Below are 23,990 nucleotides of genomic sequence, written 5' to 3'. Positions count from 1 at the left end.
TTATGCTTCGCAGTTATGACCGCCGACCTGCGGCACCTGCGTGCCTTCCTCGCGATCGCCGAGGAGGGCACGATCACCCGCGCCGCCGCACGTCTGCACCTGACGCAGCCCGCGCTGTCCCGCACGCTGCGGCAGTTGGAGGCCCACCTCAACGTCCGGCTGGTCGACCGCTCCACCCACCACCTCCGGCTGACCGCCGCCGGGATCGCCTTCCGGGACCGGGCCGCCGCCGCGGTCGCCGGGGTCGACGAGGTGCTCGACCCCACCCGGGCCGGCACCTGGCCGCTGCGCCTCGGCCACGCCTGGTCGGCGCTGGGCGAGCACACCACGACGCTGCTGCGCCGGTGGCCGCGGGCACACCCGGAGACACCCCTGGAGTTGCTGCGCGTCGACGAGCGCGACGCGGGCCTCGCCCGGGGCCGGGTCGACGTCGCGATCCTGCGGGGCCCGGTCGACCTGCCCGACGTCGTGGTCGAGTCGGTCCTGAGGGAGCCGCGGGTGGCCGCCGTCCCGGTCGACAGTGCCCTCGCCGCCCGGGCCGCGCTCCGCCTGGCGGACCTCGCCGACCAACCCATCGCGGTCAACACCCGCAGCGGCACGACGACCCTGGAACTGTGGCCGCCGGACCGGATCCCAGCCGCCGCCGTGGAGGTCGCCAACACCGACGACTGGCTGGCCGCCATCACCGCCGGCCGCGCCGTGGGCGTGACCACCACGGCCACCGCCGCGATGCACCCGCACCCGGCGGTCGCCTACGTGCCGCTCACCGACGCGCCGGACGTCACCGTCCACCTCGCCTGGCGCGAGCCGCCGAGCCACCCGGCCGTCGCGGACCTGCTCGCCCTCACCCGCGAGATCTGCCTGGGTTGACACCGCCCGTCAGCGCAGCGAACCGGTCCGCTTGCGCGTCGGGTCGCCTGTTGGCGTCCTCTCAGTGGAGCGGCTCGGACCGCTTGTTGACCGAGTCGCCGGCGACGCAGGACACCCACCGGTGGCCCTGCCGCCAGCCGACCTCGTCCGTGGCGACCCAGCCGACCTCGATCGCCGGGTCGTCGTACGCGTCGGGCGCGTAGTTCCGCAGCGTGCGCTCGCACCGCGGCCCGTACTCCTCCTCGAACCAGGCCTCGCCCGGCCACGCGGCCCGGTCGTCGACGATGTGCCGCGCCATCACCTGGGCGTCGTGCGGACGGTTGCAGTTCACCACCGGCACGTTCATGGATCCCTCGTGCTCGGACCAGTCGAAGCACGTGCCGATCCCGAGCTCGCCGAGCCGTTCCACGTTTCGCGGCGGCTCGCTACGGTTGGCCGCCGACCAGGCGAGCGCACCGCCGCACGCCAGCAGGACGGCGCCCAGCGCGACCAGGAAGATCCGCATCCCTCGCTTGGACTTCTCGGGCGGCACATAGCCGTCCTCGACGGGCAGCGGGGCGGGGATCCGGCGCGGCGGCTCCGCCATAAACCGACTGGGGGTCGGGTCACTCACGAGCCTCCGCCTCCAGCGAAAGGTCGGCATCCCGCGGGGTTCGGGGCGATCACGTGCGGGAGGCTACCGGGCACGGTCCGCCTAAGCTGCCCCTCATGCACATCGTCAGATACCGCCGGGGCCAGGACGGGACGCCCGGAGTCGGCGTGCGCGACGACGGGGTGGTGCGTGAGCTGCCCGTGCCGTCCGTCGCCGCGTTGTTGCGGGAGCGGGTCGCCGACCTTCGCGCGTTGCTGGGCGCGCCCGGCGACGTCGTCGAGGATGCCCGGCTGCTCGCGCCCGTCGACGGTGCGACCGAGGTGTGGGCCGCGGGTGTGACCTACCTGCGGTCGCGGGAGGCGCGGATGGAGGAGAGCAGCGAGGCCGACATCTACGGCCGCGTGTACGAGGCCGCGCGCCCCGAGCTGTTCTTCAAGTCCGCCGCCTGGCGGGTCGTCGTCGACGGTGAGCCGGTCGCGATCCGTGCCGACTCCGGGCTCGACGTGCCCGAGCCCGAGCTGGCCCTGGTCGTCAACCGGTTCGGCGAGATCGCCGGCTACCTGGTCTGCAACGACATGAGCTCCCGCGCGATCGAGGGCGAGAACCCCCTCTACCTCCCACAGGCCAAGGTGTACGCCGGCGCGTGCGCCCTGTCCGCCGGCATCCGCCCGGTGTGGGAGGTCAACGGTGCCGACCTCGCGGTCGCGGTGCGGGTGACCCGCGACGGCGTGGCGGTCTGGTCCGGCACGACGTCGACCGCCCGCCTCAAGCGCCCGTTCGCCGAGCTGGTCGACTACCTCTTCCGCGCCGACCACTTCCCGGACGGCGCGGTCCTCTCCACGGGCACGGGCCTGGCTCCCGCGATGGACTTCACCCTCCAGCCCGCCGACGTGGTCACGATCGCCATCGACGGCATCGGCGAGCTGACCAACCCGGTGGTCGTGGGCAAGGAGCACTTCGAACACCAGCGACCCGGGATCGAAGTCGAATCGCGACCTTGACGCAGTCGGGCCGTCGCGCGCCGCGCATAGCGTGGCGGCATGCATGGGGGCCGCCGGGTGGTGCTGACGTCGGTCTGTCTCATGGCGACGGTCGTGGCGTGTGTGCTGGGCGCCGTCGCGGTGCGCGGACAGCTGGGTGACCGCGACGGCGATGCGGTTGCCCGGGACAACGTCGAAGAGGTGGCACAGGACGTCGGGGCCGACCTCGGGCAAGGCCCCGGGTTCGGCTGGGCCGAGGACGCCGCCCGCGACAGAATTCCCCGGGAGTACGCGGGTGGGAACTCCGTCGACCCGTGGACCGCCGAGCTGACGCCGCTCGGTTGGGCCGGCCGGACCTGGGGCAGCGAGCAGGCCACCGTCGACGTCCGGATCTCCGTGCGCGTGGGTGAGTTCGTGCCGGCGGCCGTCGGCGCTCAGGGTCACTCGGCCGGGCAGGCGACCCGGTGCTACCGGTTCCGACGGGAGCTCCACCGCCCGCCGACCCGACGCGAGATCGACTGCCCCGACCGGTCGGTCACCCCGCCGGTGCCGCGCCCGTCACCCGTGCCGCGGCTGCCCGACGACATCCGGAACCGGCTGGAGTCCGCGCTGCGGGCGGCGACGCCGGAGATCCTCCAAGCATCCGTGCTGAGCGTGATCCCGGAGCCTTACCTGTTCGCCGACACCGCCGTCGAGCAGGGCACGCTCGTGGCCGCCGTCGGCGTACGCGGGGAGCCCCTGTGCTTCCTGCTCGTCAAGACCCCGGACGGTGAGGTCCACGCGCCTGCCTACGACCCGAAGGCGCTCCGACCGGGCGGCCCGGGTTGTTCCACGAAGCTGTTCACTCGCTGAGGTCGGCCACCACCGCGGCGTGGTCGCTGGGCCAGACACCGTCGATCGTCGCGGTGGCGGCGCGGTGGACGGCCAGGACGCGCCCCGCGCGGTGGTTGCTCAGCAGCACGTGGACGTAGTCGATGCGGCCGCTCGGCACCACCCAGGCCGCCGCGTGCGGGTTGGCCCGGTCCCAGGTGTAGCCCGGGTCGCCGTGGTCCGCGAACCACCACGCGTCGATCATCCGCTGGTCCGGCACGAAGCCGACGGTCAGCTCGCCGACGAAGCGGCGCAGCTCGTCGGAGTCCGGGAGCGCGTTGAAGTCGCCGACGACCAGCGGCGGGTGGCCGTCCTGCGGCAGGCCGGCCACGTGCCGCGCCAGCCAGTCGAGCTGGGACATCCGGCCCGCCGAGCCGGACAGCACGCTCAGGTGCGTGGTGACGAGCGGGATCGTGGCGTGCGGCGCCTCGACGAGGACGCTCAGCGCCGCACGGCTGGGATCACCGGGCAGGTCGTACGCCTTGTCGGCGCGGATCGGCCACCGGCTGAGCACCGCGACACCGTTGCGCAGGCCGGGCCCGCCGTCGACGCGGACCCGCCAGGTCTCCTGGTCGCTGCCGGCGCCGAACGCCCAGTGCAGGCCGAGCTCGTCGGCCAGCCAGCCCGCCAGGTTGGTGTCGTCGTCGGCCCAGACCTCCTGCAGGCCGACCAGATCGGGCTGCTGCTCGCGGAGCACCGCGAGGATCGCCGCGCGGCGTCGCTCCGGCTCGCCGAACCGCCACCACAGGTTCCACGTCATCACCCGCACACCGATCACCGTCGCACACCCGCGCACGGTGGTGCTGACCCCACCCCGGCAACGGGGGTCGGTCGGATTCACCCGCGCCGTCCGCTTTCCTAGCGTCGAGGCATGAGTTCCCTGGATGCCCGCGAGGCGTTGCGCCTCGACGACGTACGCAAGGTCTACGGGACGGCCGACAACCCGGTGACCGCCCTCGACGGCGTGACGCTGCGCCTGCCGACCGGCTCGTTCACCGCGGTGATGGGTCCGTCCGGGTCGGGCAAGAGCACGCTCCTGCAGTGCGCCGCGGGTCTCGACCGGGCCACCTCGGGCAGCGTGACGGTGGCCGGCCAGCCGATACCGACCGGCGGGGAGGCCGCCGTCACGAAGTTCCGGCGGGACCGGATCGGGTTCGTCTTCCAGCAGTTCAACCTGCTGCCCACGCTGACCGCGCTGGAGAACGTGACGCTGCCGGCGCGGCTCGCCGGCCGGCGCGTCGACCGGAAGCGGTGCGCGACGCTGCTGGCCCAGGTCGGTCTCGGCGACCGGCTGCACCACCGGCCGGCGCAGCTCTCCGGCGGCCAGCAGCAACGGGTCGCGATCGCCCGCGCGCTGGCGAGCTCGCCGGCGCTGATCTTCGCGGACGAGCCGACCGGCGCCCTGGACAGCCGCGCCGCCCGCGAGGTGCTGGCGCTGCTCGCCACCGCCGTGCGCGACCACGGCCAGACGGTCGTCATGGTCACCCACGACCCGGCCGCGGCCGCGTACGCCGGCGCCGTGGTCTTCCTCGCCGACGGCCGGATCGTCGGCCACCTGGCCCGGCCCACCGCGGACGCCGTCGCGGAGCGGCTGGCGCACCTGACCGACGCGGTCGCCGTGGCGGGGGTGTGAACGATGGTCACCCTCGCGCTGCGCACGCTGCGGCACCGCACCGGCGGCTTCCTGGCCACGTTCGCCGCCACGTTCCTCGGCGCCACGATCCTGATGGCGTTCGCGTCGTTGTTCGACACCGCCGCGGGCGGCGTCGACACCGCGACCGAGGAGACGCTGACGCTGATGGCGAGCGTGGCCGGCGGCTGGTGCCTGCTGATCGTGGCGTTCGCGGTGACCTCGACGCTGACCCTCGCGGTCCGGCAGCGCGACCGGGAGCTGGCGCTGCTGCGCAGCGTCGGCGCGACACCGGGCCAGGTCGGCCGGATGGTCGTCGTGGAGGCCGCCGTGGTCGCGCTCGCCGCCGCGGTGCTCGCCGTCCCGGCCGGTTACGGGCTCGGCCGGCTGCTGTTCACCCTGCTCGTGCGCACCGACCAGGTGCCGGCGGAGGTCGCCTACCGGTTCGGCTCCATCGCCGTCGGCATCGGCGTCGGGGTGACCGTGCTGGGCGCGCTGCTGGCCGCGCTGGCCACCGCCCGGCGGCTCGGGCGGATGGCGGCCCAGGAGGCCCTCGTGGCCGACGAGCCGCGCCGGATGGGCTGGAAACGGGTCGCGGCCGGCGTGCTGCTGGTCGCGGTCGGCGCGAACAACGGGCTGCTGACCGTGCTGCTGTTCTCTGGCGCGGGCTCCGACGCGATGCAGACCGCCGGCTCGGCGTCGATCTTCGCGTCGGCCGGGCTGGCCCTCCTGTCACCGGCGCTGATCCGCGCGGTCACCGCGGTGCTCGGCGGCCCGTTGGCCCGCCTCGGCGGCGCCGGCGGCTGGCTCACCGTCGCGAACCTGCGGCGGCGCTCGCACCAGCTCGGCGGCGCGCTGATGCCGATCATCCTGTTCACCGGCATCTCCGTCGGCACCCTGGTGATGCAGAGCGTCGAGAACCGCGCCGACGCGCCGGGCGGCACGATCCCGGCGTCGATGCAGCGCAACATCGAGACGCTCAACCTCGTCGTGGTCGGGATGATCGCGCTGTTCGCGGCCATCATGCTGGTCAACACGCTGATCGCGGCGACCACCTACCGGCGGCGCGAGTTCGGGCAGCAGCGGCTGGCCGGCGCCACACCCGGACAGGTGCGGCGGATGGTCGGCGCGGAGGCAGCGGTGCTGGCGGTGACCGGCGTGCTGGCCGGCTCGGTGGCGTCGCTGGCGACGATCGTCCCGTACACGATCGCCCGCACGGACCGGCTCGTGCCGGACGCGCCGGCGGTGATCTGGCCGGCGATCGCGCTGGCGGCGGTCGTGCTGACGCTGGCGGCGAGCATCGGCTCCGCGCGCCGCGCGCTGCGCACCCCGGCGGTGGAGGCAGTCGGCCTCACCGCCTGACGGCGTTAGGAACGGTCCGTTGCGCAACGGAATCCGTTAACAACGGACCGTTCCTTGCGCTGGCGTTACGATGCGGGCGTGGCCAACAACCCCCGCGCCGGGCAGCCGGCGGAGCCCGGTGATCTGATCGACCTCGAGGCCGTTCTCGGTGCCTACCACGACCTGCACCCGGACCCCTCGGTGCCGGCGGAGCGGGTCGCGTTCGGCACCTCCGGGCATCGGGGTGCGAGCCTGCGGAAGGCGTTCAACGACGACCACATCGCGGCGACCAGCCAGGCCATCGTGGAATACCGCGCGCTGCAGGGCACCGACGGCCCGCTGTTCCTCGGCCGGGACACGCACGCGCTCTCGGAGCCGGCGACGCAGACCGCGCTGGAGGTGTTCGCCGCCAACGGGGTGACCGTGCTGATCGACAGCCGCGACGGGTTCACGCCGACGCCGGCGGTCTCGCACGCGATCCTGACCTACAACAAGCGCGGGCCGGCCGCCCGTGCCGACGGCGTCGTGGTCACGCCCTCGCACAACCCGCCGGACGACGGCGGGTTCAAATACAACCCGCCGCACGGTGGCCCGGCCGACACCGACGCGACGAGCTGGATCCAGGACCGGGCCAACGACCTGCTGCGCGAGAAGCTGGCCGGGGTGCGTCGGATGCCGTACGGGCGGGCGCGGGCGGCGGAGACCACACAGGAGTTCGACTTCACCGCGTCCTATGTGGACGACCTGTCGTCGGTCGTCGACCTGGTGGCCATCCGGGACGCCGGGGTGCGGATCGGCGCCGACCCGCTGGGCGGTGCCAGCGTCGGCTACTGGGCCGAGATCGCCGAGAAGCACGGGCTCGACCTGAGCGTGGTCAACCCGGTCGTGGATCCCCGGTTCGCGTTCATGACGCTCGACTGGGACGGCAGGATCCGGATGGACTGCTCGTCGCCGTACGCGATGGCCTCGCTCATCGAAAAGCGGGATCGGTACCAGGTCGCCACCGGCAACGACGCCGACGCCGACCGGCACGGCATCGTCACGCCCGACGCGGGCCTGATGAACCCCAACCACTACCTGGCCGTCGCGATCGACTACCTGTTCCGCAACCGGGAGGGCTGGCCGGCCGACGCTGCGGTCGGCAAGACGCTGGTGTCGTCGTCGCTGATCGACCGGGTCGCCGCGGACCTGGGCCGCCGGCTGCTCGAGGTGCCGGTGGGCTTCAAGTGGTTCGTGCCGGGCCTGCTGGACGGCTCGGTCGGCTTCGGCGGCGAGGAGAGCGCGGGCGCGTCCTTCCTGCGCCGCGACGGTGGCGTGTGGACGACCGACAAGGACGGCATCATCCTCTGCCTGCTGGCGTCGGAGATCATCGCGAAGACCGGCCGCACGCCGTCGCAGCATCACGCGGACCTGGTGGCCCGGTTCGGCGACCCGGCGTACGCGCGGGTCGACGCGCCCGCGACCCGGGAGCAGAAGGCGGTGCTGGGCAAGCTGTCACCGGCCCAGGTGACCGCGACGTCGCTGGCGGGGGAGCCGATCACCGAGATCCTGACGTCGGCGCCGGGCAACGGCGCGGCGATCGGCGGCCTCAAGGTCGCGACGGAGAACGGCTGGTTCGCGGCCCGCCCGTCGGGCACCGAGGACGTCTACAAGATCTACGCGGAGTCGTTCCGCGGCCCGGACCACCTCGCCCGCATCCAGGAGGAGGCGCGCGCCGTGGTGGGAGCGGCCCTGGCCGCCTAGCGGAGGCGGGCCAGGGTGGCGTCGTCCTCGCTGCCGTCGTAGAAGCGGGTCAGGGCCGCGCGGAACGCCGGCTCGTCCGGGGCCGCGTGGGCGAACAGCGTCATCGAGGAGCGGAGCTTCATGGCGTCGACCGGGCCGAAGATGCGTTGCTCGTCGTTCTCCGCGCCGTCGACCAGGATCGTGGTGCACTCGCGCAGGCGCGGGCCCAGCACCGGGTGGGCGAGGTAGGCGCGCGCCTCGTCCAGGCCGGAGATCGCGTACGCCTGCGCCATCGAGCTGCGGCCCAGCCCCGCGATCTGCGGGAAGACGAACCACATCCAGTGGCTGCGCTTGTAGCCGGCGCGCAGCTCCGCCACCGCGTGCGGGTAGACGCCCTCCTGCGCCTCGACGAAGCGGTTCAGCCGGTACGGGTCGTCGTCGCTCACCCGGCCAGCCTCGCCACGACCCGCGGCACCGGTCAAGCCGACGCTCCGTGCCGCTCGATCGCGAAGTCGTAGCCGTCCCCGACGTGCGGAGGCGGGTATTCCCGCCAGCGCGCGAACGCCGCTTCCGCGATCGGGCCGCCCGCGCAGGCCAGGGCGTCCAGATAGGAGCGCAGCGGGCGGTCGGGTGCGCCCAGGTCGACCGCCGCGACCAGCCGGCGGCGGATCTCGTCGCCGGCGTCCCGGTAGCGGGTCGGTGGCTCCAGCACGCCCGCGTCCAACAGCTCGGCGAGGTCCATGTCCCTGTTGTACGCCCGGTCCGGCGCCGGGCCGAGGGCGGCGGAGATTTGTCACAGCTACGCTCGACGGCATCATGAGTTTCGCACTGGTTCCGTTCACCGTCGACCGGGCCGCGTTGGTGGCCGGGTGGGTCCGGTCCGCAGACGAGGCCGACATGTGGTGTTCCCGGGCCGAGCACCCGTTTCCCGCCGAGGTCGTGGCCGGCTGGTCCACGCAGGACGACGTCGCCGCCTACCTGCTCGTCGACGGCGACCGGCCCGTGGCGTACGGCGAGGTCTGGTCCGACGACGAGGAGGACGAGGCCGAGCTGGCCCGCCTGCTGGTCGCGCCGGGGGAGCGGGGCCGCGGCGTGGGCCGGGTGCTGACCCGGGCACTGGCCGCGCGGGCCGGGTTCGACGACGTGTTCCTGCGGGTACGCCCCGACAACGCGGCCGCGCTAGCCTCCTATCGCGGTGCCGGGTTCGCCGACGTCGCCGCGGAGCTGCAGGACGAGTGGAACGCGCCGCAGCCCCGCCCCTACACCTGGCTGCGCTGGACCGGAATGCCCTAGGCGGGCCCCAGCGCCGCGTCCAGCAGCATGGCGGCCAGCGCTCGGCCGGCTGCGAGGTCGGCGGCCGGGTCGCGGTCCAGCCGCACCTTCACCGCGACGCCGTCGTAGGCGATCTGGAGCTGCTGGGCCAGCGCCTCCGGGTCGGCCGCGCCGGCCTGGCGGGCCAGGTCCGCGAACAACCCGCGCACCCAGGCCCGGTAGGCGTCGGCGGCGGCCAGTGAACCCGCGCCCGGCTCGGCCTCGGCGGTCGCGGAGATGAACGGACAGCCGCGGTATTCCGGGCTCTGGAAGCGCGCGCCCTGGATGTCGAAGACGCCGAGGATCTTCTCGCGCGGTGTCGGGTAGGCGGCCAAACCGTCGGTGACCCGCTTCTCGATCGCCTTGTGCCGGCCCTCGAGGTAGGCCCGGATCAGCTCGTCCTTGCTGCCGAAGGTGTTGTAGAGCGAGGCCTTCGCGACCCCGGCGTGCTCGATCACCCGGTCGATGCCGACCACGTGCACGCCCTCGCGGTAGAACAGCTCGTCGGCCGCGGCGAGCAGCCGCTCCCGGGCCGAGGGCCGCGCCGTCTGCGCTGGCATTCCGCTCACCCGCCTTCCGTCAGCCATCGTAATCGCGGCCACCGGTCACCCCGCCGTCCGCATCCGGGGCAGGTTCCGCCTGGCGAGCCCGATCCCGGCCAGGGCCGCCAGCACGATCACCGCGACGCCGTACTCCCGTGCCGTGTCCAGCAGGCCGCCGGCGTGCACGACCAGGTAGCCGGCGACCACGGCGGGCAGGCCGAGGCCGAGGTACGAGACCACGTAGAGCAGGGCCAGCACGCCTGCCCGCTCGTGCGCGGGCAGCAGCGGCACCACGATCCGGATCGCGCCCTGGAACCCGCTGCCGAACCCGATGCCGGCCACGCCCGTCGCGATCAGGAAGCCCACCGTCGAGCCGGCCGAGATGGCGAACAGCGAACCCGCGACCCCGACGATGAGCCCGACGATGCCGACCGTCAGCGCGGTGTGCGCCGGGCGCTTGTCGACCGCGAGCACGCTGAGCGCGGCGACGGCGGCGAGCACGAACAGGCCCAGGCCGCCGTAGACCGCGGACGTGGAACCCGCCAGGTCGCGCACCAGCGCCGGGCCGAGCGAGGCGTAGAAGCCGGCCAGCGCCCAGACCGCGAACAGCACCGGCGCGGCGATCGCCACCGGGCCGCGGACCTGGCGCGGCAGCTTGATCTCCGGGACCAGCGACTGCCGGGCACCGGGCGCGCGGGAGACCGTCTCGGGCATCAGCGCGACGCCGACCGCCTGCACCGCGAGCACGCCCAGCAGGGCCAGGTAAATCAGGTGGGTCGGGGCCGGCAGGAACTGCACGACCAGCGCGGAGAGCAGCGCGCCGCCGCCGGTGCCGATGCCGGGCGCGACCGCGTTGGCGGTGGTGCCGCGGACGCGGTCGACGTCGAGCATCCCGGCGCCGAGGGCGGCCAGCGCCGCGCCGGTGGCCAGGCCCTGGACGACCCGGGCCACCATCAGCGCGGGTACGCCGCCGGCGAAGGCGAAGACCACCAGCGCGGCGGCTTGGACGAGCAGCGCGACGAAGAGGACCGGCCGGCGGCCGACGTGGTCGGAGAGGCGACCGAAGATCAGCAGGGCGACCAGCACGGCGACCGCGTACACGCCGAAGACGACCGTCGTGGTCATCGGGGAGAAGCCCCATTCGGCCTGGTACGTGGCGTAGAGCGGGGTCGGCGCGCTGGACGCGGCCAGCAGGGAGACCACGATCGAGGCGAGCAGCACGAGAGAGCTGGTGCGCCCGAGGCGAAATGGACGGGACGCTACGGCGGTTCGGGTCACGAGCTGCTCCCTGAATAGACCTGTCTGTCTAGCTCGTGGCCAACACTAGACAGACCTGTCTGTTCGAGCAACGAGAGCCGGATCACCGCCGCCCGGCGGTGCGCCCCTTCAGGTGCCGACCCATGGCCCGGGCGATCTCCCGGTTGGCGTCACGCTCGGCGATGGCGTGCCGCTTGTCGTACTCGCGGAGGCCGCGGGCGATGCCCAGCTCGACCTTGGCCCAGCCGTTCTCGAAGTAGAGCGCGAGCGGCACCAGTGTGATCCCCGGCTCGCGGATCTTGTCGAGGATCCGGTTGATCTCGGCCCGGTGCAGGAGCAGCTTGCGGGTGCGGCGCGGGCCGTGGTCGGACCAGCCGCGCATGGCGTACTCCGCGATGTGCAGCCCGTAGAGATGCAGCTCACCGTCGAGCTCCTGGGCGAACGCCCCCGTCAACGAGGCGCGCCCGAGCCGCAGCGCCTTGACCTCGGTGCCGCGCAGCACGAGGCCGGCCTCGTAGGTCTTGAGGATCTCGTACTCGTGCCGGGCCCGCTTGTTGGACGTGATCAACTTGCGCGGCGTCTGGCGGCTCATGACGGACCAGTGTGCCAGCGGACCATCGCCGGCACCCACGAATATCAGCTCTCCCTGAACCCCTCACGCATCCGGCGGAAGAAGCCACCCTCGCGGGGCAGCGACGGCGACGGCGCCACCGGATGCGCGGCCCGGCGGGCGACCGGCTGGTCGTAGTCGGTGTTCGCGATCGTCTCGACGACCTGCGGCTCGCTGAAGTCCTCGGAGCCCGGGATCGCCGGCACGAAGCCGACCAGCATGCCGTCGCGCATCACCTGGGCCTCGAGCCCGGCGGTGCCGTCGGTGTCCCAGAGTGCCTCGCGGTCGCCGGGCAGCACGACCCGGATGCCGGTCTGCGAACGGCCGGCGCTGGCCTGGGCAACGTGAGCCGGGACACCACGGTCGCGCAACGCGTCGACCACCCGGCGGGCGCGGTTCTCGTCCATGACCTGCAAGGTAGCGCGGGCCGGTGGGAATCGGCTGAAAGCGGGCCGGTGTGAACCTGAAGACATTCTGGGGACTCGTCAGGCTCATGAGGCGTGCAGCGTTGCTTGTCGTGCTCCTGTCGGCCGGCTGCGCCGGCGACCCGCCGGCACCGGAACCGGCCCCGGGCTTCGTGATGCGGGTCGCCCGGGCCGCGCACACGGCCACACCGCTGCCCGACGGCCGGGTGCTGCTCGCCGGCGGCTGCGCGACCGACGGTTGCGGCGGCACCGAGCTGGCCGTCGCCTCCGAGCTCTACGCCGACGGGCGGTTCACGCCCGGCCCGGCGCTGTCCGGGCCCCGGTTCAACCACACCGCGACCGCGCTGGGCGACGGCCGGGTGCTGGTGGCGGGCGGCTTCCCGGACGAGCGCTCGGCGCCGAGCGGCACGGCCGAGGTATTCACCGGCGACCGGTTCGAGTCCGTGGGCGCGATGACCGCGCCGCGCGGCAACCACACCGCCACCCGCCTGCGCGACAGCCGGGTGCTCCTCGTGGGCGGCGTCGACGGGCGGTCGGCGCTGGCGAGCGCGGAGGTGTTCGACGGCACCGGGTTCCGCGCGGTAGCCGACCTGCCCGGGCCGCGGTCCCGGCACGGCGCGGCGCTGCTGGCCGACGGCCGCGTGCTGGTGGTGGGCGGCCAGACCGCGGCGCCGCACGGCGTCGGCCTGCTGGACACCGCGCTGCTCTACGACCCGGCCCGCGACCGGTGGCAGGAGGTGCCGGGGCGGCTGCCGGTGCCGGCGTACAAGCTGGCGGTCGCGCCCCTGCCGGACGGCCGGGCGCTGGTGGTGGGCGGGCAGACGGCCGACGACCCGGACGCCCGGCTGGCCACGACCCTGGTCTTCGACCCGGCGACCGGTCGGTTCACGGCGGGTCCGCGGATGGCGGAACCTCGCTACAAGATCTCCGACGCGGTGGTCGCCCTGGCCGACGGCCGGGTCGCGGTCGCGGGCGGCTTCGGCGTCGAGGTGTACGCGGGCGGCAGCTTCCGGTCGCTGGCGCGGGGGGAGGTGGAGCGGCAGTATCCGGCGGTGGCGGCGCTGCCGGACGGCTCACTCCTGGTGACGGGCGGCTACGACGACCGCACGCGGGTCACCGGCACCGCCCTGCGGGTGCGACTGTTCGATTAGGACAGCGGTGGCCGCGCCCGGCCCCCGTGGCGGGCGCGGCCACCGCGGGGTCAGCAGCTAGCGATCTTCCTGCTGCCCACGTAGAAGCCGTTGGCGTCGACCCGGGCGTTGCCGCTCTGGCCCACGGTGTTGCTGGCCCACGACACGTTGCCCGCGCTGTTGATCGTCACGAAGTTGCCGTCGCGCTGGTAGACGGCGTGGCTGGCGTAGATCTGGAGCCAGCACAGCTTCTGCACGCCGGCGGTGCTCTTGCGCAGGTACAAGGTGCCGTTCTCGATGCGCAGCCGCACGGTGATGGTGCTGACGACGTACCGCAGCTCGTCACCCGGCAGCAGGTAGCTGCCCTTGGGCATCTCCCGCTGGTAGATCGTCGCCTGTGCGGCGGTGCTGGTCGCCACCAGCGAGCCCATCACCATGGCCCCGGCGACCAGCATCCTGGCCACGTTCCGTCTGATTCTGGACACAGTGGATCGTCCTCCCCGTTCGATGTCAGGCGGCGCTTGCCTGGCCATCAACGTAGAGTCACGACCGGACGTGTGACAGGACGTTTCACCGGACGTTTGCGGTGGCCCGGCGGACAGGAGGACGCGGCAGCGTGGTGGAGTCGTTCCCGGAGTTGCTGCGTCGTCATCGGGTGCGGTTGCGCCTGACCCAGGAGTCCCTGGCCGAGCGCTCGCACGTCAGCGACCGGACCATCCGCGAGATGGAGCGGGGGAGCCGGCGGCCGCGGCCCCGCAACGTCGAGCAGATCGCCGACGCCCTGGGGCTGGCGGGTGCCGAGCGGGCGGCCTTCGTCGCGGCGGGCACGGACCACGCCTGGTCGGGCCGCGCCGACCCGGTGCCGGCCGGGCCACGCCAGTTGCCCGCGGCGGCGGCCGGGTTCGTCGGCCGCGCGCGGCAGTTCGCCTTCCTCGACGAGACGGAGGCCGCCGTCGTCGTGATCGCCGGGATGGCCGGCGTGGGCAAGACCGCGCTGGCGACGAAGTGGGCACGCGAGCGCGGCGACCGGTTTCCGGACGGCCACCTCTACGTCAACCTGCGCGGTTACGACACGCTCGGTCCCCTGGAGCCGATCGACGCGGTGACCCGGTTCCTGCGCGCGTTCGGGGTGCCGGCGGCCGACGTGCCCCTCGACCTGGACGAGGCGACGGCGCTCTACCGCAGCAGCGTCGACCACAAACGGTGCCTGGTGCTGCTGGACAACGCCGCGCACGCCGAGCAGGTGCGTCCGCTGCTGCCCGGCGGTTCCGGCTGCCGGGTGCTGGTGACGAGCCGTGACCGGCTCGCGGGGCTCGTGGCGATCGAGCACGCCCGCCGCCTCGACCTCGACGTGCTCGACGACGACGAGAGCGTCGCCCTGTTGACGCAGATGGTCGACCGCGACTCCGGGCCGCCGCCGGACGCGGTCGCCCGGCTGGCGACGGCGTGCGGCAACCTGCCGCTCGCGCTGCGGATCGTCGGTGCCACCATCGCCGACCTGGTGGCCACCGACATCACCGTGTACGCCGAGACGTTGGCGCTGCGCGCGTTGGACCTCCACGGCGACCCGGCCGCGTCGGTCCGGATGGCGTTCGCCCGGTCCTACCGGACGCTGTCCGCCGGCGCCCAACGCGCGTTCCGGCTGCTGGGCGAGAACCCCGGCCCGTTCCTCGACCTGGCCGCCGCCACCGCGCTGTTCGGCGGCCCGGCCGTCGACCTGCTCGCGGAGCTCACGGCGGCACACCTCGTCGTCCGTGAGGCTCCGGACCAGTTCGGCATGCACGACCTGCTGGTCCAGTTCGCCCGCGAACGACCCGACGCCGACGCCGCGGCGGCCCGGGAGAGGTTGTGTGCGCACTACCTCACGACGGTGCGTTCGGCCGGCGCCCTGCTCGCCCCACAGGTGGTCACGATTCCGCAGGCTGACGCGCCCGCCGCCGCGTTCGACGACGCCGAGGCCGCCGGGGCCTGGGTCGACCGCATGCTGCCGAACCTCGTCGCGGTCGCCGCCTCCACCGGCGGAACCGAGGCGTGGCTGGTACCGGACGCGTTGCGGGGCTACTTCTGGCTGCGCCGGTCGTACGGCGACTGGTTCGGCGCCGCCCGCAGCGGCCTGGCTGCCGCGGAGGTGGCCGGCGACGGACACGGCCGCGCGGCCATGCATCTCAGCATCGGCCTCGCGCACCGGGTGCGGGCCGAGCTCCGCGCGGCGGCCGCACAGTTCGACGCGGCCGCGACCATCGCCCGCGACATCGACTGGCCGGAGGCGCAGGCGTCGGCCGCCAGCAGCATGGGCGTGATCCACACTGAGCTGGGCGAGCCGCGCGTCGGCGCGACCCGGATCGCGGAGGCGGTCGCCATCTACCGGGCGGTCGGCCGCACGGCCAGCGAGGCGGTCGCGCTGGCCAACCTCGGCACGCTCCACTCGGCGATGGGTGACCTGCGGCTGGCCAACGAGGTGCTGACGCAGGCGCTCGCCCTCTACCGGCAGACGGGCAACCTCGGCGGCGAGGCGATGGTGCTGTCCGGTCTCGGCTTCAACCTGGCCCACCTCGGCGAGGTGGCACAGGGCCGGGAACACCTCCAGACGGCACTGTCCACTCAGGAGAAGCTGGGCGACCGCTACGGCACCACGGTCGCACTGGTCGCCCTGGGCGACGTCGCGAACCTGGTCCACGACCACGAGACCGCCCTGAAGCACGCCGCCGACGCCTTCGCCCTGGCGACCGAGATCGACGACCCTGCCAACGCGGCGAACGCGCTGGTCGTGATCGCCGCCGCCCGGACGGCGCAGGGCGGCGCGGCACCGGCCGACGGGTCCTGGACCGGGATCGGCGCGGCCGAGCAGGCGCTGGCGCTGGCCCGTGGCGCGGCGGCGAAGGAACCGGAGATCGAGGCGTTGACCGCCCTGGCCGACGCACTGCGCGCCGACGGCCGCCCGGACGAGGCGGTGACCCACGCGACGGCCGCGGTGACCCTCGCCGAGGACGGGGGGTTCGCGCTGCTGGCGGAGAAGGCTCGCGTGGCGCGAGCCCGCGCGGCCGCCGACGCGGTCAGGAGCGAAGCCCGTCCAGCAGGCGGGTGAGGGCCTCCATCGCGGCGTTGACGGAGGCCGCCGGGTCGGGCGTGCCGGCGATCCACAGTGCCGCCTCGTTCATGGCGCCGCTGAGCAGGCGGGTGAGGGGTTCGACAGGCTGCCGCGCGATCGTCCCCGCCGCCATGACGGCCGACAGCGCCTCGCCGAGGTGCGCTGCCGAGGACGCCTCGTCCATCTCCCGCCATTCGTTCCAGCCCAGCACGGTCGGGGCGTCGAGCAGCACGATGCGTTGGAACTCGGGATCGGACCCGGCCGCGAGGAACGCGCGGCAACCGGCGACGAGCTGGTCCCAGGGGTCGTCGTGCGCCTCGGCCGCCGCCGCGACGCCCGCACCGATCCGGTCCTGCGCCTCCGCGACCACCGCCCGGAACAACCCGGCCTTGCTGCCGAAGTGGTGGTAGGCCGCGCCTTTCGTGACGCCGATCCCGCGGGCCACCTCTTCCAGCACGACCGCGTGGTAGCCGTCGCGGGCGAACCGCCGCCGGCCTTCGTCGAGCAGGGCCCGCCGGGTCTCCGCACGCTGTGCGGCTCTCGTCGTCACGGATCGAGTTTGACATACCCGCGGTATGCGAGCTAGCGTCGTTCACATACCCACGGTATGTGAATGCGGAGGGCGACATGCTGACCAGCTTCTATCCGGTGATCGCATCGCGTGACGTCGCGGCCGCGGCGGCTTTCTACACCCGACACCTCGGCTTCGAGGTGACGTTCGAGGCCGACTGGTACGTGAGCCTCCGCCGGGCCGACGCACCGCAGTTCGAGCTCGCCCTGCTCGACCACGCTCATCCGACGCTCCCGGCCGCCTACCGCAAGCCGGTGCAGGGCCTGCTGCTGAACCTCGAAGTGTCCGATGTGGACGCCGAGCACCGGCGCCTGGTCGGCGAGGCGGGGCTCACCGAGGTGCTCGGGCTGCGCAGCGAGGACTTCGGCCAGCGGCACTTCATCCTCGCCGCCCCCGACGGCGTCCTGATCGACGTGATCACCAACATCGCGCCGAGCGCCGAGTACGCCGACGCGTTCGCTCCCGGAACCGCGCAGTCCTAGGCCGATCCCGCGCCGAGGCGGCGCAGCAGGCAGCGGGCCGCGGCGACCACGCGGCGGCGGTCGTGGGTGACGCCGTACTCGAACGTGTCGGAGCCGTCCGGCACCACCCGCGCCAGCATCGCCGACGCCGTGCCCGGGCTGAGGGTCAGCGCGACCCACTGGCCGTCGAGCGCCGGGTCGTGGAGGCGCGCCCCGCGGACCCCGGCCGCGGGCGGGTCCGGCAGGCCGGGCCCGAGCGCGCCGGTGACGACGCCGCGCTGCGTGAACCGGGCCAGTCTGGCCCGGTCGGCTTCGGTCAGCAGGCCCGGGTCGGGCAGCAGCAGGAGCGAGAGCGCCGGAGCGGTCAGTTCGGCCGCCCGGTCGGCGTGGTGGCGGCTGAGCGCGTTGACGTAGGCGATGTCCGCCCGGCCGGTGGTCCGTTCCTCGAGCACGTCGAAGGGCGTGGCGAGGTCGGGAATCGGGTCGGAGTTGATGGTCAGGGGAGTGGGCGACGTCCGGCCGGCGGCGGGCAGCGGCGCCGGCGGCCCCAGGTGGAAGCCCTGCCCGAGCACCGCGCCGGCGGAGCGGGCGAACGCGGCGTGCACGGGCGACTCGACGCCCTCGGCGAGGATCGTCGCGCCGGTGCGCTCCGCCTCCTCGTACGCGATGTCCATGATCCGCATCGCCCACGGCGTGGGGCCGCCCTGGATGACCGCCTGGTCGAGCTTGATCACGTCCGCCGCCAGGACCGGCAGCATGGACAGCGCGGCGGGGTTCGCGCCGAGGTCGTCGACGGCGAGCCCGGCGACGTCGGGTCGCTGGCGGTCGATCCCTTCCAGCAGGGACCGCGGGTCGCGGTCGAGCGACCGCTCCGTCACCTCGAGCACCACCCGGAACCGCGTGAACGCCTCTTCGATGTCGGGCCACAGGTCGGGCGGGCAGTCCGAGCCGAGCGCCAACGGCTCGATGTTGATGAACAGGAGGTGGTCCGGCGCGAGCCGCGCGGCCATGGCGCCCCGGCACGCCGCCGCGCGGGCGGCCCAGTCGAACTCGGCCACGCGACCGCTCAGGTAGGCATGGCGCAGCAGCGTGTGCGCGTCGGCGAACGCCGAACCCGCCGGTCCGCGGACCAGCGCCTCGTAGCCGATCGTCGCGCCGCTGGCCAGATGCACGATCGGTTGGAAAACGCTCTCGAACCGCCGATCCCGCAGGATCCGCACGAACTCGCTGTCGCGGTGACGAAGCTCACCCAACGACACATTTGCCACACGTCAACAGTAGTTCGCGTTTCGGGCAACGGCCCGGGTCGCGCCTACTGGAGTCCGGTGCGTACCGAGGTGATGCGGCGGGTGTTGAAGCCGAGCCAGTTCATGCGGCCGACGTAGCGCGCGTGCTCGATCTTGAGGCAGCGGTCCATGACGACCGTGAGGCCGCCGGCCTCCGCGATCCGCGCGCCTTCCTCGTTGATCACGCCGAACTGGCACCAGAGGGTTCCGGCCTGGATCGCCACCGCCTCCCGGGCGATGCCCGGCAGCGCGTCCGGAGCGCGGAAGACGTTGACGATGTCCACCGGCACGGGGAGGTCCGCCAGGCTCGGGTAGCTCTTCTCGCCGAGGATCTCCGTCTCGCGGGGGTTCACGGGGAGCACGCGGAAGCCGTGTCGCTTGAGGTAGTAGCCGACGAAGTAGCTGGCGCGCAGCTCGTTGGCGGACAGGCCGACGATCGCGATCGTGCGCGCGGTGTGGATCACCCGTTGGATGGTCGACGGGTCCTGGTAGCGCTCGAGGTCGGTCATGTGCGTGCTACCTCCCCGCCGCTGACGCGGCGACGTTCTTGAGGCCCTGCGCGAGGTCCCAGATCAGGTCGTCGACGGACTCGGTGCCGACCGACAGCCGCACCGTGCCGGGCCCGACGCCGGCGGCCTGGAGCTCGTCGTCGCTGAGCTGGCGGTGCGTCGTGCTGGCGGGGTGGATGACGAGGCTCTTCGCGTCGCCGACGTTCGCCAGGTGGGACCAGAGCGTCACGCCGCGGATGAGGTCCTGCCCGCCGGTCCGGCCGCCGGCGCAGTCGAAGGAGAACACCGCGCCCGCACCGCGTGGCAGGTATTTCTCGACGAGCGCCGCATACTTGCTGCCCGGCCGGCCGGCGTAGGTCACGTTCGCGGCCAGCTCGTGCGACTCCAGGAACGCGGCGACCGCCTGCGCGTTGTGGACGTGACGCTCCATCCGCAGCGACAGCGTCTCCAGCCCTTGGAGGAACAGGAACGCGTTGAACGGCGACAGCGCCGCGCCCAGGTCGCGCAGGGTCTCGGCGCGCAGCTTCATCAGGTAGCCGTACTCGCCGAACGTCTCGTGGAACTTGAGCCCGTGGTAGGCCGGCGACGGGTCCGCGATGACCGGGAAACGACCGTTGGACCAGTTGAACGTGCCCGCCTCGACGACGACGCCGCCGATGCTGGTGCCGTGGCCGCCGATGAACTTCGTCGCCGAGTGGACCACGATGTCGGCGCCCCAGTCGATCGGGCGGCACAGGTAGGGCGTGGCGAACGTGTTGTCGACGATCAGCGGCAGGTCGTGCTCGTGTGCGATGGCGGCCACGGTCTCGATGTCGAGCACGTTGCCGGCCGGGTTGCCGATCGTCTCGCCGTAGAAGGCCTTGGTGTTGGGGCGGACGGCCTGCCGCCAGGCGTCCGGGTCGTCGGGGTTGACCCAGGTCAGCTCCACGCGCATCTTGCGCAGCAGGTGCTTGAGCTGGTTGACGGTGCCGCCGTAGAGTGCCGAGGACGACACGAGGTGATCGCCCGGCTCCAGCAGCGTGAACAGCGCCGCGGCCTGGGCGGCGATCCCGCTGGCGAACGCGACGGCGCCGCTGCCGTTCTCGAGGTTCGCCATCCGTTCCTCGAACACCGCGACGGTCGGATTCATGATCCGGGAGTACGTGTTCCCGTATTCCTGGAGGTTGAAGTAGGCGGCCGCCGACTCCGGGTCCTCGAAGACGTAGCTGGTCGTCTGGAAGATCGGCACCGCGCGTGCGCCCGTGTTCGGGTCGGGTCGTTGCCCCGCGTGCAGTTGGCGGGTCTCAAATCCGAACGCGCGAGCTTCCTCGACGCGGTGGGGTTCGGTGGTCACGCTGACCTCTTTCTGGCGTTACTCGGGGGTGCTGGCCAGGAACCGGCGGATGACGGGCGTCTGCCGTGCCTCCTCGAGCAGGAAGCAGTCGTGGCCGTACGGTGCGTCGATCAGGTGGTACTCGACCGGTTTGCCGAGGTTGCGCAGCGCGACCTCGATCTCCTCGTGGGCGGCCGGCGGATAGAGCCAGTCGGAGCTGAACGCGATCAGCAGCGTGCGCGCCATGACGCCGTCGAGAGCGCGCTCCAGCGATCCGCCGCCGTGCTCCCGGGCGAGGTCGAAGTAGCTCAACGCCCGCGAGGTGTAGAGGTAGGTGTTGGCGTCGAACCGCTTGACGAACGACGCGGCCTGATGGCGCAGGTAGTTCTCGACCTCGAACTCCGGTTCGGCGATCGTGAACCGGATGTCGTCGGCGAACTGCAGGCGCCGGCTGAACTTCTCGTCGAGCGCGGGCGCCGACAGGTAGGTGATGTGGCCGACCATCCGGGCCACACCCATGCCGGCGTCGGGCGCGCGACCCGTGCCGTAGTAGTGACCGCCCTGCCAGTCCGGGTCGCGCATGATGGCCTCACGCGCGATCGCGTTCCAGGCCACGCCCTGTGGCGCGAGCGCGTGCGTGCTGGCGATCACCACGACGGAGTCGACCTGGTCGGGGAACAGGACCGCCCACTCCAGCGCCTGCATCCCGCCCAGGGAGCCGCCGGCCACCGCCGCGAGCCGCTCGATGCCGAGCGCGTCCAGGAACGCCCGCTCGGTGCGCACCATGTCGGCCACCGTGACGACCGGGAAGTCCGACCCGTAGGGCCTGCCGGTGGCGGGATCCGGCGAGGACGGCCCGGTCGTGCCGCGACAGCCGCCGAGCAGGTTGGTGGCGACGACGAAGAACCGGTCGGTGTCGAACGCCTTGCCGGGGCCGATCATCCCGTCCCACCAGCCGAGCCCCTTGGCGGTCGTGCCGTCGCGATCCTGCGCACCGAACCCGTCCCGCGTGCTCTCCGCGGGCGGCGTCTTCGCGATGCCGGCGGCGTGTGCGTCACCGCTCAGGGCGTGGCACACGAGGATGACGTTGTCGCGCGCCGGCGAGAGGGTTCCGTAGGTCTCGTACGCCACCCGGACCGGGTGCAGGTCGCGGCCGCAGTCGAGGCGCACCGGCTCCGGCAGGTCGAGATACCGCGTTTCGACGCTGCCGACGGACCCGGCTTTGATCTTCTGGGCGGGCAGCATGGGTGTGATCGTAGCCTGGGCCCGTTAGGTCAACGGGATCACTGTTCGCCTTCCAGGAGTGGGAGAACGCCGCTGAGTTCCAGGACCTGCCGCACGGGAGGGCGGAAGTTGACGACCGTCATCGGCACCGCGAACTCGACCGCCAGGCGGTAGCCCTGGACGAGGACGGCGATCCCGGTCGAGTCGAGGAACGACACCTCACCCAGGTCGACGGTCAACGCCGTCGGCCGCCGGCCGAGCGCGTTGAGCAGGACACCGCGCAGTCGGTCGGCGGTGTCCATCACGACCTCGCCGACCGGCACCACCCGCGCGCCCGACGAGTCGACCCGGGCTGTGACCATCAGCACGGAGTCATGCGTCATGACCATCTCCTCCTGCCCCGGGCAGGCAACCGATCACATCGACGCTACCGGAGCCGGGTTGCGCCGCACGGCGGAAAGCGCGCCGCCGTGCCGGCTCATCCGGCACACGCGACTCACCGGCCACGGTCGCCCGCGGCCGGTGAACGACGCGCCCAGGGGGTCAGGCGGCGGCGTGCCGCAGGGCCCAGTCCAGGGCGTGGTCGGCGACCTGTTCCCAGCCCGGCTCCGCGCAGGTCCAGTGGGACCGGCCGGGAAACTCGTGGTAGTCGGTGACGGTGTCGGGCGCCTTGTAGTGCTCGGCGTTGGACTTGTTGACCGACGGCGGCATGATGTGGTCGGCGCCGCCGGCGATGAACAGCAGCGGCGCCCGGTCGGGGTTGTGGAAGTCCACCCAGGTCTCCTGCTTGCCCGGGGTGAAGTTCGCGAGCAGTCCGTAGGACCAGACCCAGCTGCCCGGTGCGGGGATCGCGTAGCGCTCGTAGGCGGCGCGGGCGTCCTCATCGGACAGTGTGTTGGTGAACGCGTAGCGGAACTGCTTCTCGGTGAACCCGGCGGCCTGGTGGCGCTTGGCCGGGTTGTTGAGGATCGGGAACAGCGACTTGATCTGCGACGGCGGGTTGACCCGGATGCCTTCGGGCGGCGCCGAGTCGATCACGACGCCGGCGGCGCCGTGGCCCCGGTCGAGCAGCAGCTGGGTCAGGGTGCCGCCGAAGGAGTGGCCCATGATGATCGGCTTCTCCGGCAGGGCGGTGATGATCTTCTCGAGGTGGGCCACGGTTTCCGGGACCGTGACGGTGGCGATCGGCGTGGGGTCCGCCCGCAGGGCCTCCACCTCCACCTCGAAGCCGGGGTAGGCCGGGGTCAGCACCTGGTGACCCTTGCTCTCGTAGTACGAGACCCAGTGCTCCCAACTGCGTGGGGTCACCCAGAGCCCGTGCACCAGGACGATCGTGCTCATGCGTCGTACTCCTTCAGGAAGATGAGCAGGATGCGATCTACGCTCGGCGAACAAGGCGCCGCGCGGTATCCGTACGTTGACGGTGCTAGTGCGGTTTCGTGCGCAGTGGCAGCCAGTGCAGGCGCTGGCCCAGGTCGTCGGGCGCCGCGGCGAAGGCCTTCTCCACCGCGTCGCGGCCCTGCGTGAAGTGCTCCCAGCCCTCGTAGTGCACCGGGATGATCGTGCGCGGGCGGGCCAGCGTGCACAGCTGCACCGCCTCGGCGGCGGTCATGCTGTAGTGCAGCGGCCCCGTCGAGGGGAACCGCACGGCGCCGAGATGCAGCAGCACCGTGTCGACCACCATGCGCCGGGGCACCTGCCGCACGCCGCGGAAGAGGACGGTGTCGCCGGTGATCCAGAAGACGCCGTGCTCCTGACCCTCCCAGTGCAGGGCGAAACCGACCACCGGGCCGGCGATCGGGCGGCTGAGCGGCGGACCGTGCCGGCACGGTGTCGCGGTGACGGTGATGGGTGGCCTGCCTGGCGCGGTGAGGGTCGTCTCGGCCCACGGCCGCAGTCCGCGGGCGCCGCCGCCGAGCCGCCGGGCGCCCGCGCGGGTGGTGACCACGATCGGCACGTCGGGCAGCAGGGCGCGACCCCGGTCGTCCAGGTTGTCGGCGTGGTGCTCGTGGGTGAGCAGCACCGCGTCGACGGGCCCGAGCTCGTCGGGTCGCAGCGCCGGGCCGGTGCGCTTGCGCGAGCTGGTGCCCCAGCCGAACGAGTAGCGCCGGCCCGGTGGGTCGAAGGTGGGATCGGTGAGTATGCGCCAGCCGGCCGCCTCGACCAGCGCGGTAGGGCCGCCGATATGCGTCACGCGCACGTTTTTCATACCGGCAAGGATCGATACGACGGCGGGCGGCGCGCATCCGTACGGTGACG

The 23,990-nt window shown here is 73.0% G+C and carries 27 protein-coding genes; 10 read left to right on the top strand and 17 right to left on the bottom strand.

Translation table 11 applies throughout. The features are described 5' to 3' along the window. The first annotated feature begins 15 nt into the window (after positions 1 to 15). Complete coding sequence (locus Air01nite_RS01250; RefSeq protein ID WP_203699869.1) at positions 16 to 870, top strand: LysR family transcriptional regulator; 855 nt, start codon at positions 16 to 18, stop codon at positions 868 to 870. A 61-nt stretch (positions 871 to 931) separates the two neighbouring features. On the opposite strand, the gene Air01nite_RS01245 is transcribed toward Air01nite_RS01250, so the two are convergent. Then, positions 932 to 1,456: a septum formation family protein gene (locus Air01nite_RS01245; RefSeq protein ID WP_203699868.1), complete on the bottom strand. Its 525-nt coding sequence runs from the start codon at positions 1,454 to 1,456 to the stop codon at positions 932 to 934. A 122-nt stretch (positions 1,457 to 1,578) separates the two neighbouring features. Here Air01nite_RS01245 and Air01nite_RS01240 point away from each other — a divergent pair, with 122 nt between their 5' ends. Together Air01nite_RS01240 and Air01nite_RS01235 are read left to right on the top strand one after the other, a co-directional pair. Beyond that, positions 1,579 to 2,463 carry a fumarylacetoacetate hydrolase family protein gene (locus Air01nite_RS01240; protein WP_203699867.1) on the top strand — a complete coding sequence of 295 codons (885 nt, stop codon included), beginning with the start codon at positions 1,579 to 1,581 and terminating at the stop codon, positions 2,461 to 2,463. A gap of 39 nt (positions 2,464 to 2,502) precedes the next feature. Next, positions 2,503 to 3,294, top strand: a complete 792-nt coding sequence (locus Air01nite_RS01235) for a hypothetical protein (RefSeq protein ID WP_203699866.1) — start codon at positions 2,503 to 2,505, stop codon at positions 3,292 to 3,294. Here Air01nite_RS01235 and Air01nite_RS01230 read toward each other — a convergent pair. After that, positions 3,284 to 4,072, bottom strand: coding sequence for an endonuclease/exonuclease/phosphatase family protein (locus tag Air01nite_RS01230; RefSeq protein WP_239090422.1), 789 nt, complete (start codon positions 4,070 to 4,072; stop codon positions 3,284 to 3,286). The two genes, Air01nite_RS01235 and Air01nite_RS01230, sit on opposite strands and share 11 nt — an antisense overlap. A 111-nt stretch (positions 4,073 to 4,183) precedes the next feature. Here Air01nite_RS01230 and Air01nite_RS01225 point away from each other — a divergent pair, with 111 nt between their 5' ends. The 3 genes from Air01nite_RS01225 (at position 4,184) to pgm (ending at position 8,026) form a co-directional block, all read left to right on the top strand. Beyond that, the gene (locus tag Air01nite_RS01225) at positions 4,184 to 4,945 is read left to right on the top strand and encodes an ABC transporter ATP-binding protein (protein WP_203699864.1); all 762 of its coding nucleotides are present in this window, start codon (positions 4,184 to 4,186) and stop codon (positions 4,943 to 4,945) included. Between the two features lie 3 nt (positions 4,946 to 4,948). Next, positions 4,949 to 6,304 (top strand): ABC transporter permease, encoded by a 1,356-nt coding sequence (locus tag Air01nite_RS01220; protein ID WP_203699863.1) that lies wholly within the window; start codon positions 4,949 to 4,951, stop codon positions 6,302 to 6,304. A 78-nt stretch (positions 6,305 to 6,382) separates the two neighbouring features. Then, entirely contained in the window at positions 6,383 to 8,026 is a 1,644-nt protein-coding gene (gene pgm, locus Air01nite_RS01215; protein WP_203699862.1) for a phosphoglucomutase (alpha-D-glucose-1,6-bisphosphate-dependent), read from the top strand. Here the strand turns inward: pgm and Air01nite_RS40920 are convergent. Both Air01nite_RS40920 and Air01nite_RS40915 read right to left on the bottom strand, forming a co-directional pair. Then, the gene (locus Air01nite_RS40920) at positions 8,023 to 8,451 is read right to left on the bottom strand and encodes a DUF1810 domain-containing protein (protein ID WP_239090413.1); all 429 of its coding nucleotides are present in this window, start codon (positions 8,449 to 8,451) and stop codon (positions 8,023 to 8,025) included. The genes pgm and Air01nite_RS40920 overlap by 4 nt on opposite strands. Positions 8,452 to 8,483: 32 nt before the next feature. Further along, entirely contained in the window at positions 8,484 to 8,747 is a 264-nt protein-coding gene (locus Air01nite_RS40915) for a hypothetical protein (protein WP_239090412.1), read from the bottom strand. Positions 8,748 to 8,821: 74 nt separating this feature from the next. On the opposite strand from Air01nite_RS40915, the gene Air01nite_RS01205 reads away from it, so the two are divergent. Then, positions 8,822 to 9,298: a GNAT family N-acetyltransferase gene (locus Air01nite_RS01205; protein ID WP_203699861.1), complete on the top strand. Its 477-nt coding sequence runs from the start codon at positions 8,822 to 8,824 to the stop codon at positions 9,296 to 9,298. Here Air01nite_RS01205 and Air01nite_RS01200 read toward each other — a convergent pair. The 4 genes from Air01nite_RS01200 to Air01nite_RS01185 all read right to left on the bottom strand — a co-directional run bounded on the left by Air01nite_RS01200 (position 9,295) and on the right by Air01nite_RS01185 (position 12,132). Beyond that, complete coding sequence (locus Air01nite_RS01200) at positions 9,295 to 9,876, bottom strand: TetR/AcrR family transcriptional regulator (RefSeq protein WP_203699860.1); 582 nt, start codon at positions 9,874 to 9,876, stop codon at positions 9,295 to 9,297. The two genes, Air01nite_RS01205 and Air01nite_RS01200, sit on opposite strands and share 4 nt — an antisense overlap. Positions 9,877 to 9,921: 45 nt before the next feature. Continuing rightward, positions 9,922 to 11,136, bottom strand: coding sequence for an MFS transporter (locus Air01nite_RS01195; protein ID WP_203699859.1), 1,215 nt, complete (start codon positions 11,134 to 11,136; stop codon positions 9,922 to 9,924). An 82-nt stretch (positions 11,137 to 11,218) separates the two neighbouring features. Continuing rightward, positions 11,219 to 11,707, bottom strand: coding sequence for an SsrA-binding protein SmpB (gene smpB, locus Air01nite_RS01190; RefSeq protein WP_203699858.1), 489 nt, complete (start codon positions 11,705 to 11,707; stop codon positions 11,219 to 11,221). Positions 11,708 to 11,751: 44 nt separating this feature from the next. After that, positions 11,752 to 12,132, bottom strand: coding sequence for a hypothetical protein (locus tag Air01nite_RS01185; protein WP_203699857.1), 381 nt, complete (start codon positions 12,130 to 12,132; stop codon positions 11,752 to 11,754). 86 nt (positions 12,133 to 12,218) lie between these two features. Here Air01nite_RS01185 and Air01nite_RS01180 point away from each other — a divergent pair, with 86 nt between their 5' ends. After that, positions 12,219 to 13,301: a Kelch repeat-containing protein gene (locus Air01nite_RS01180; RefSeq protein ID WP_203699856.1), complete on the top strand. Its 1,083-nt coding sequence runs from the start codon at positions 12,219 to 12,221 to the stop codon at positions 13,299 to 13,301. A 50-nt stretch (positions 13,302 to 13,351) separates the two neighbouring features. Here Air01nite_RS01180 and Air01nite_RS01175 read toward each other — a convergent pair whose 3' ends face one another. Beyond that, a complete protein-coding gene (locus tag Air01nite_RS01175) occupies positions 13,352 to 13,765 on the bottom strand; it encodes a hypothetical protein (protein ID WP_203699855.1) in 414 nt (137 codons plus the stop codon). Positions 13,766 to 13,896: 131 nt separating this feature from the next. On the opposite strand from Air01nite_RS01175, the gene Air01nite_RS01170 reads away from it, so the two are divergent. Then, the gene (locus tag Air01nite_RS01170) at positions 13,897 to 16,365 is read left to right on the top strand and encodes an ATP-binding protein (protein WP_203699854.1); all 2,469 of its coding nucleotides are present in this window, start codon (positions 13,897 to 13,899) and stop codon (positions 16,363 to 16,365) included. Here Air01nite_RS01170 and Air01nite_RS01165 read toward each other — a convergent pair. After that, positions 16,334 to 16,918 carry a TetR/AcrR family transcriptional regulator gene (locus Air01nite_RS01165; RefSeq protein WP_203699853.1) on the bottom strand — a complete coding sequence of 195 codons (585 nt, stop codon included), beginning with the start codon at positions 16,916 to 16,918 and terminating at the stop codon, positions 16,334 to 16,336. The genes Air01nite_RS01170 and Air01nite_RS01165 overlap by 32 nt on opposite strands. A 77-nt stretch (positions 16,919 to 16,995) precedes the next feature. Here Air01nite_RS01165 and Air01nite_RS01160 point away from each other — a divergent pair, with 77 nt between their 5' ends. Further along, the gene (locus Air01nite_RS01160) at positions 16,996 to 17,421 is read left to right on the top strand and encodes a VOC family protein (RefSeq protein WP_203699852.1); all 426 of its coding nucleotides are present in this window, start codon (positions 16,996 to 16,998) and stop codon (positions 17,419 to 17,421) included. Here Air01nite_RS01160 and Air01nite_RS01155 read toward each other — a convergent pair. From Air01nite_RS01155 to Air01nite_RS01125, 7 genes are all read right to left on the bottom strand, one after another. After that, positions 17,418 to 18,668 (bottom strand): EAL domain-containing protein, encoded by a 1,251-nt coding sequence (locus Air01nite_RS01155; RefSeq protein ID WP_203699851.1) that lies wholly within the window; start codon positions 18,666 to 18,668, stop codon positions 17,418 to 17,420. The genes Air01nite_RS01160 and Air01nite_RS01155 overlap by 4 nt on opposite strands. A gap of 44 nt (positions 18,669 to 18,712) precedes the next feature. Then, positions 18,713 to 19,195, bottom strand: coding sequence for a CoA-binding protein (locus Air01nite_RS01150; RefSeq protein ID WP_203699850.1), 483 nt, complete (start codon positions 19,193 to 19,195; stop codon positions 18,713 to 18,715). Positions 19,196 to 19,202: 7 nt separating this feature from the next. Next, the gene (locus Air01nite_RS01145) at positions 19,203 to 20,528 is read right to left on the bottom strand and encodes an O-acetylhomoserine aminocarboxypropyltransferase/cysteine synthase family protein (protein ID WP_203699849.1); all 1,326 of its coding nucleotides are present in this window, start codon (positions 20,526 to 20,528) and stop codon (positions 19,203 to 19,205) included. An 18-nt stretch (positions 20,529 to 20,546) separates the two neighbouring features. Then, complete coding sequence (metX, locus tag Air01nite_RS01140; protein WP_203699848.1) at positions 20,547 to 21,752, bottom strand: homoserine O-acetyltransferase MetX; 1,206 nt, start codon at positions 21,750 to 21,752, stop codon at positions 20,547 to 20,549. A gap of 38 nt (positions 21,753 to 21,790) precedes the next feature. Beyond that, positions 21,791 to 22,114 (bottom strand): STAS domain-containing protein, encoded by a 324-nt coding sequence (locus Air01nite_RS01135; protein ID WP_203699847.1) that lies wholly within the window; start codon positions 22,112 to 22,114, stop codon positions 21,791 to 21,793. 160 nt (positions 22,115 to 22,274) lie between these two features. Continuing rightward, the gene (locus Air01nite_RS01130) at positions 22,275 to 23,072 is read right to left on the bottom strand and encodes an alpha/beta hydrolase (RefSeq protein WP_203699846.1); all 798 of its coding nucleotides are present in this window, start codon (positions 23,070 to 23,072) and stop codon (positions 22,275 to 22,277) included. 85 nt (positions 23,073 to 23,157) lie between these two features. Continuing rightward, positions 23,158 to 23,940 (bottom strand): MBL fold metallo-hydrolase, encoded by a 783-nt coding sequence (locus Air01nite_RS01125; protein WP_203699845.1) that lies wholly within the window; start codon positions 23,938 to 23,940, stop codon positions 23,158 to 23,160. Positions 23,941 to 23,990 lie beyond the last annotated feature (50 nt).

The sequence above is a fragment of the Asanoa iriomotensis genome, assembly GCF_016862515.1.
In the GTDB taxonomy this organism is placed as follows: Bacteria; Actinomycetota; Actinomycetes; order Mycobacteriales; family Micromonosporaceae; genus Asanoa; species Asanoa iriomotensis.
The sequence above is the reverse complement of the archived record's forward strand: the minus strand, read 5'-3'. Positions and strand labels throughout refer to the sequence as shown.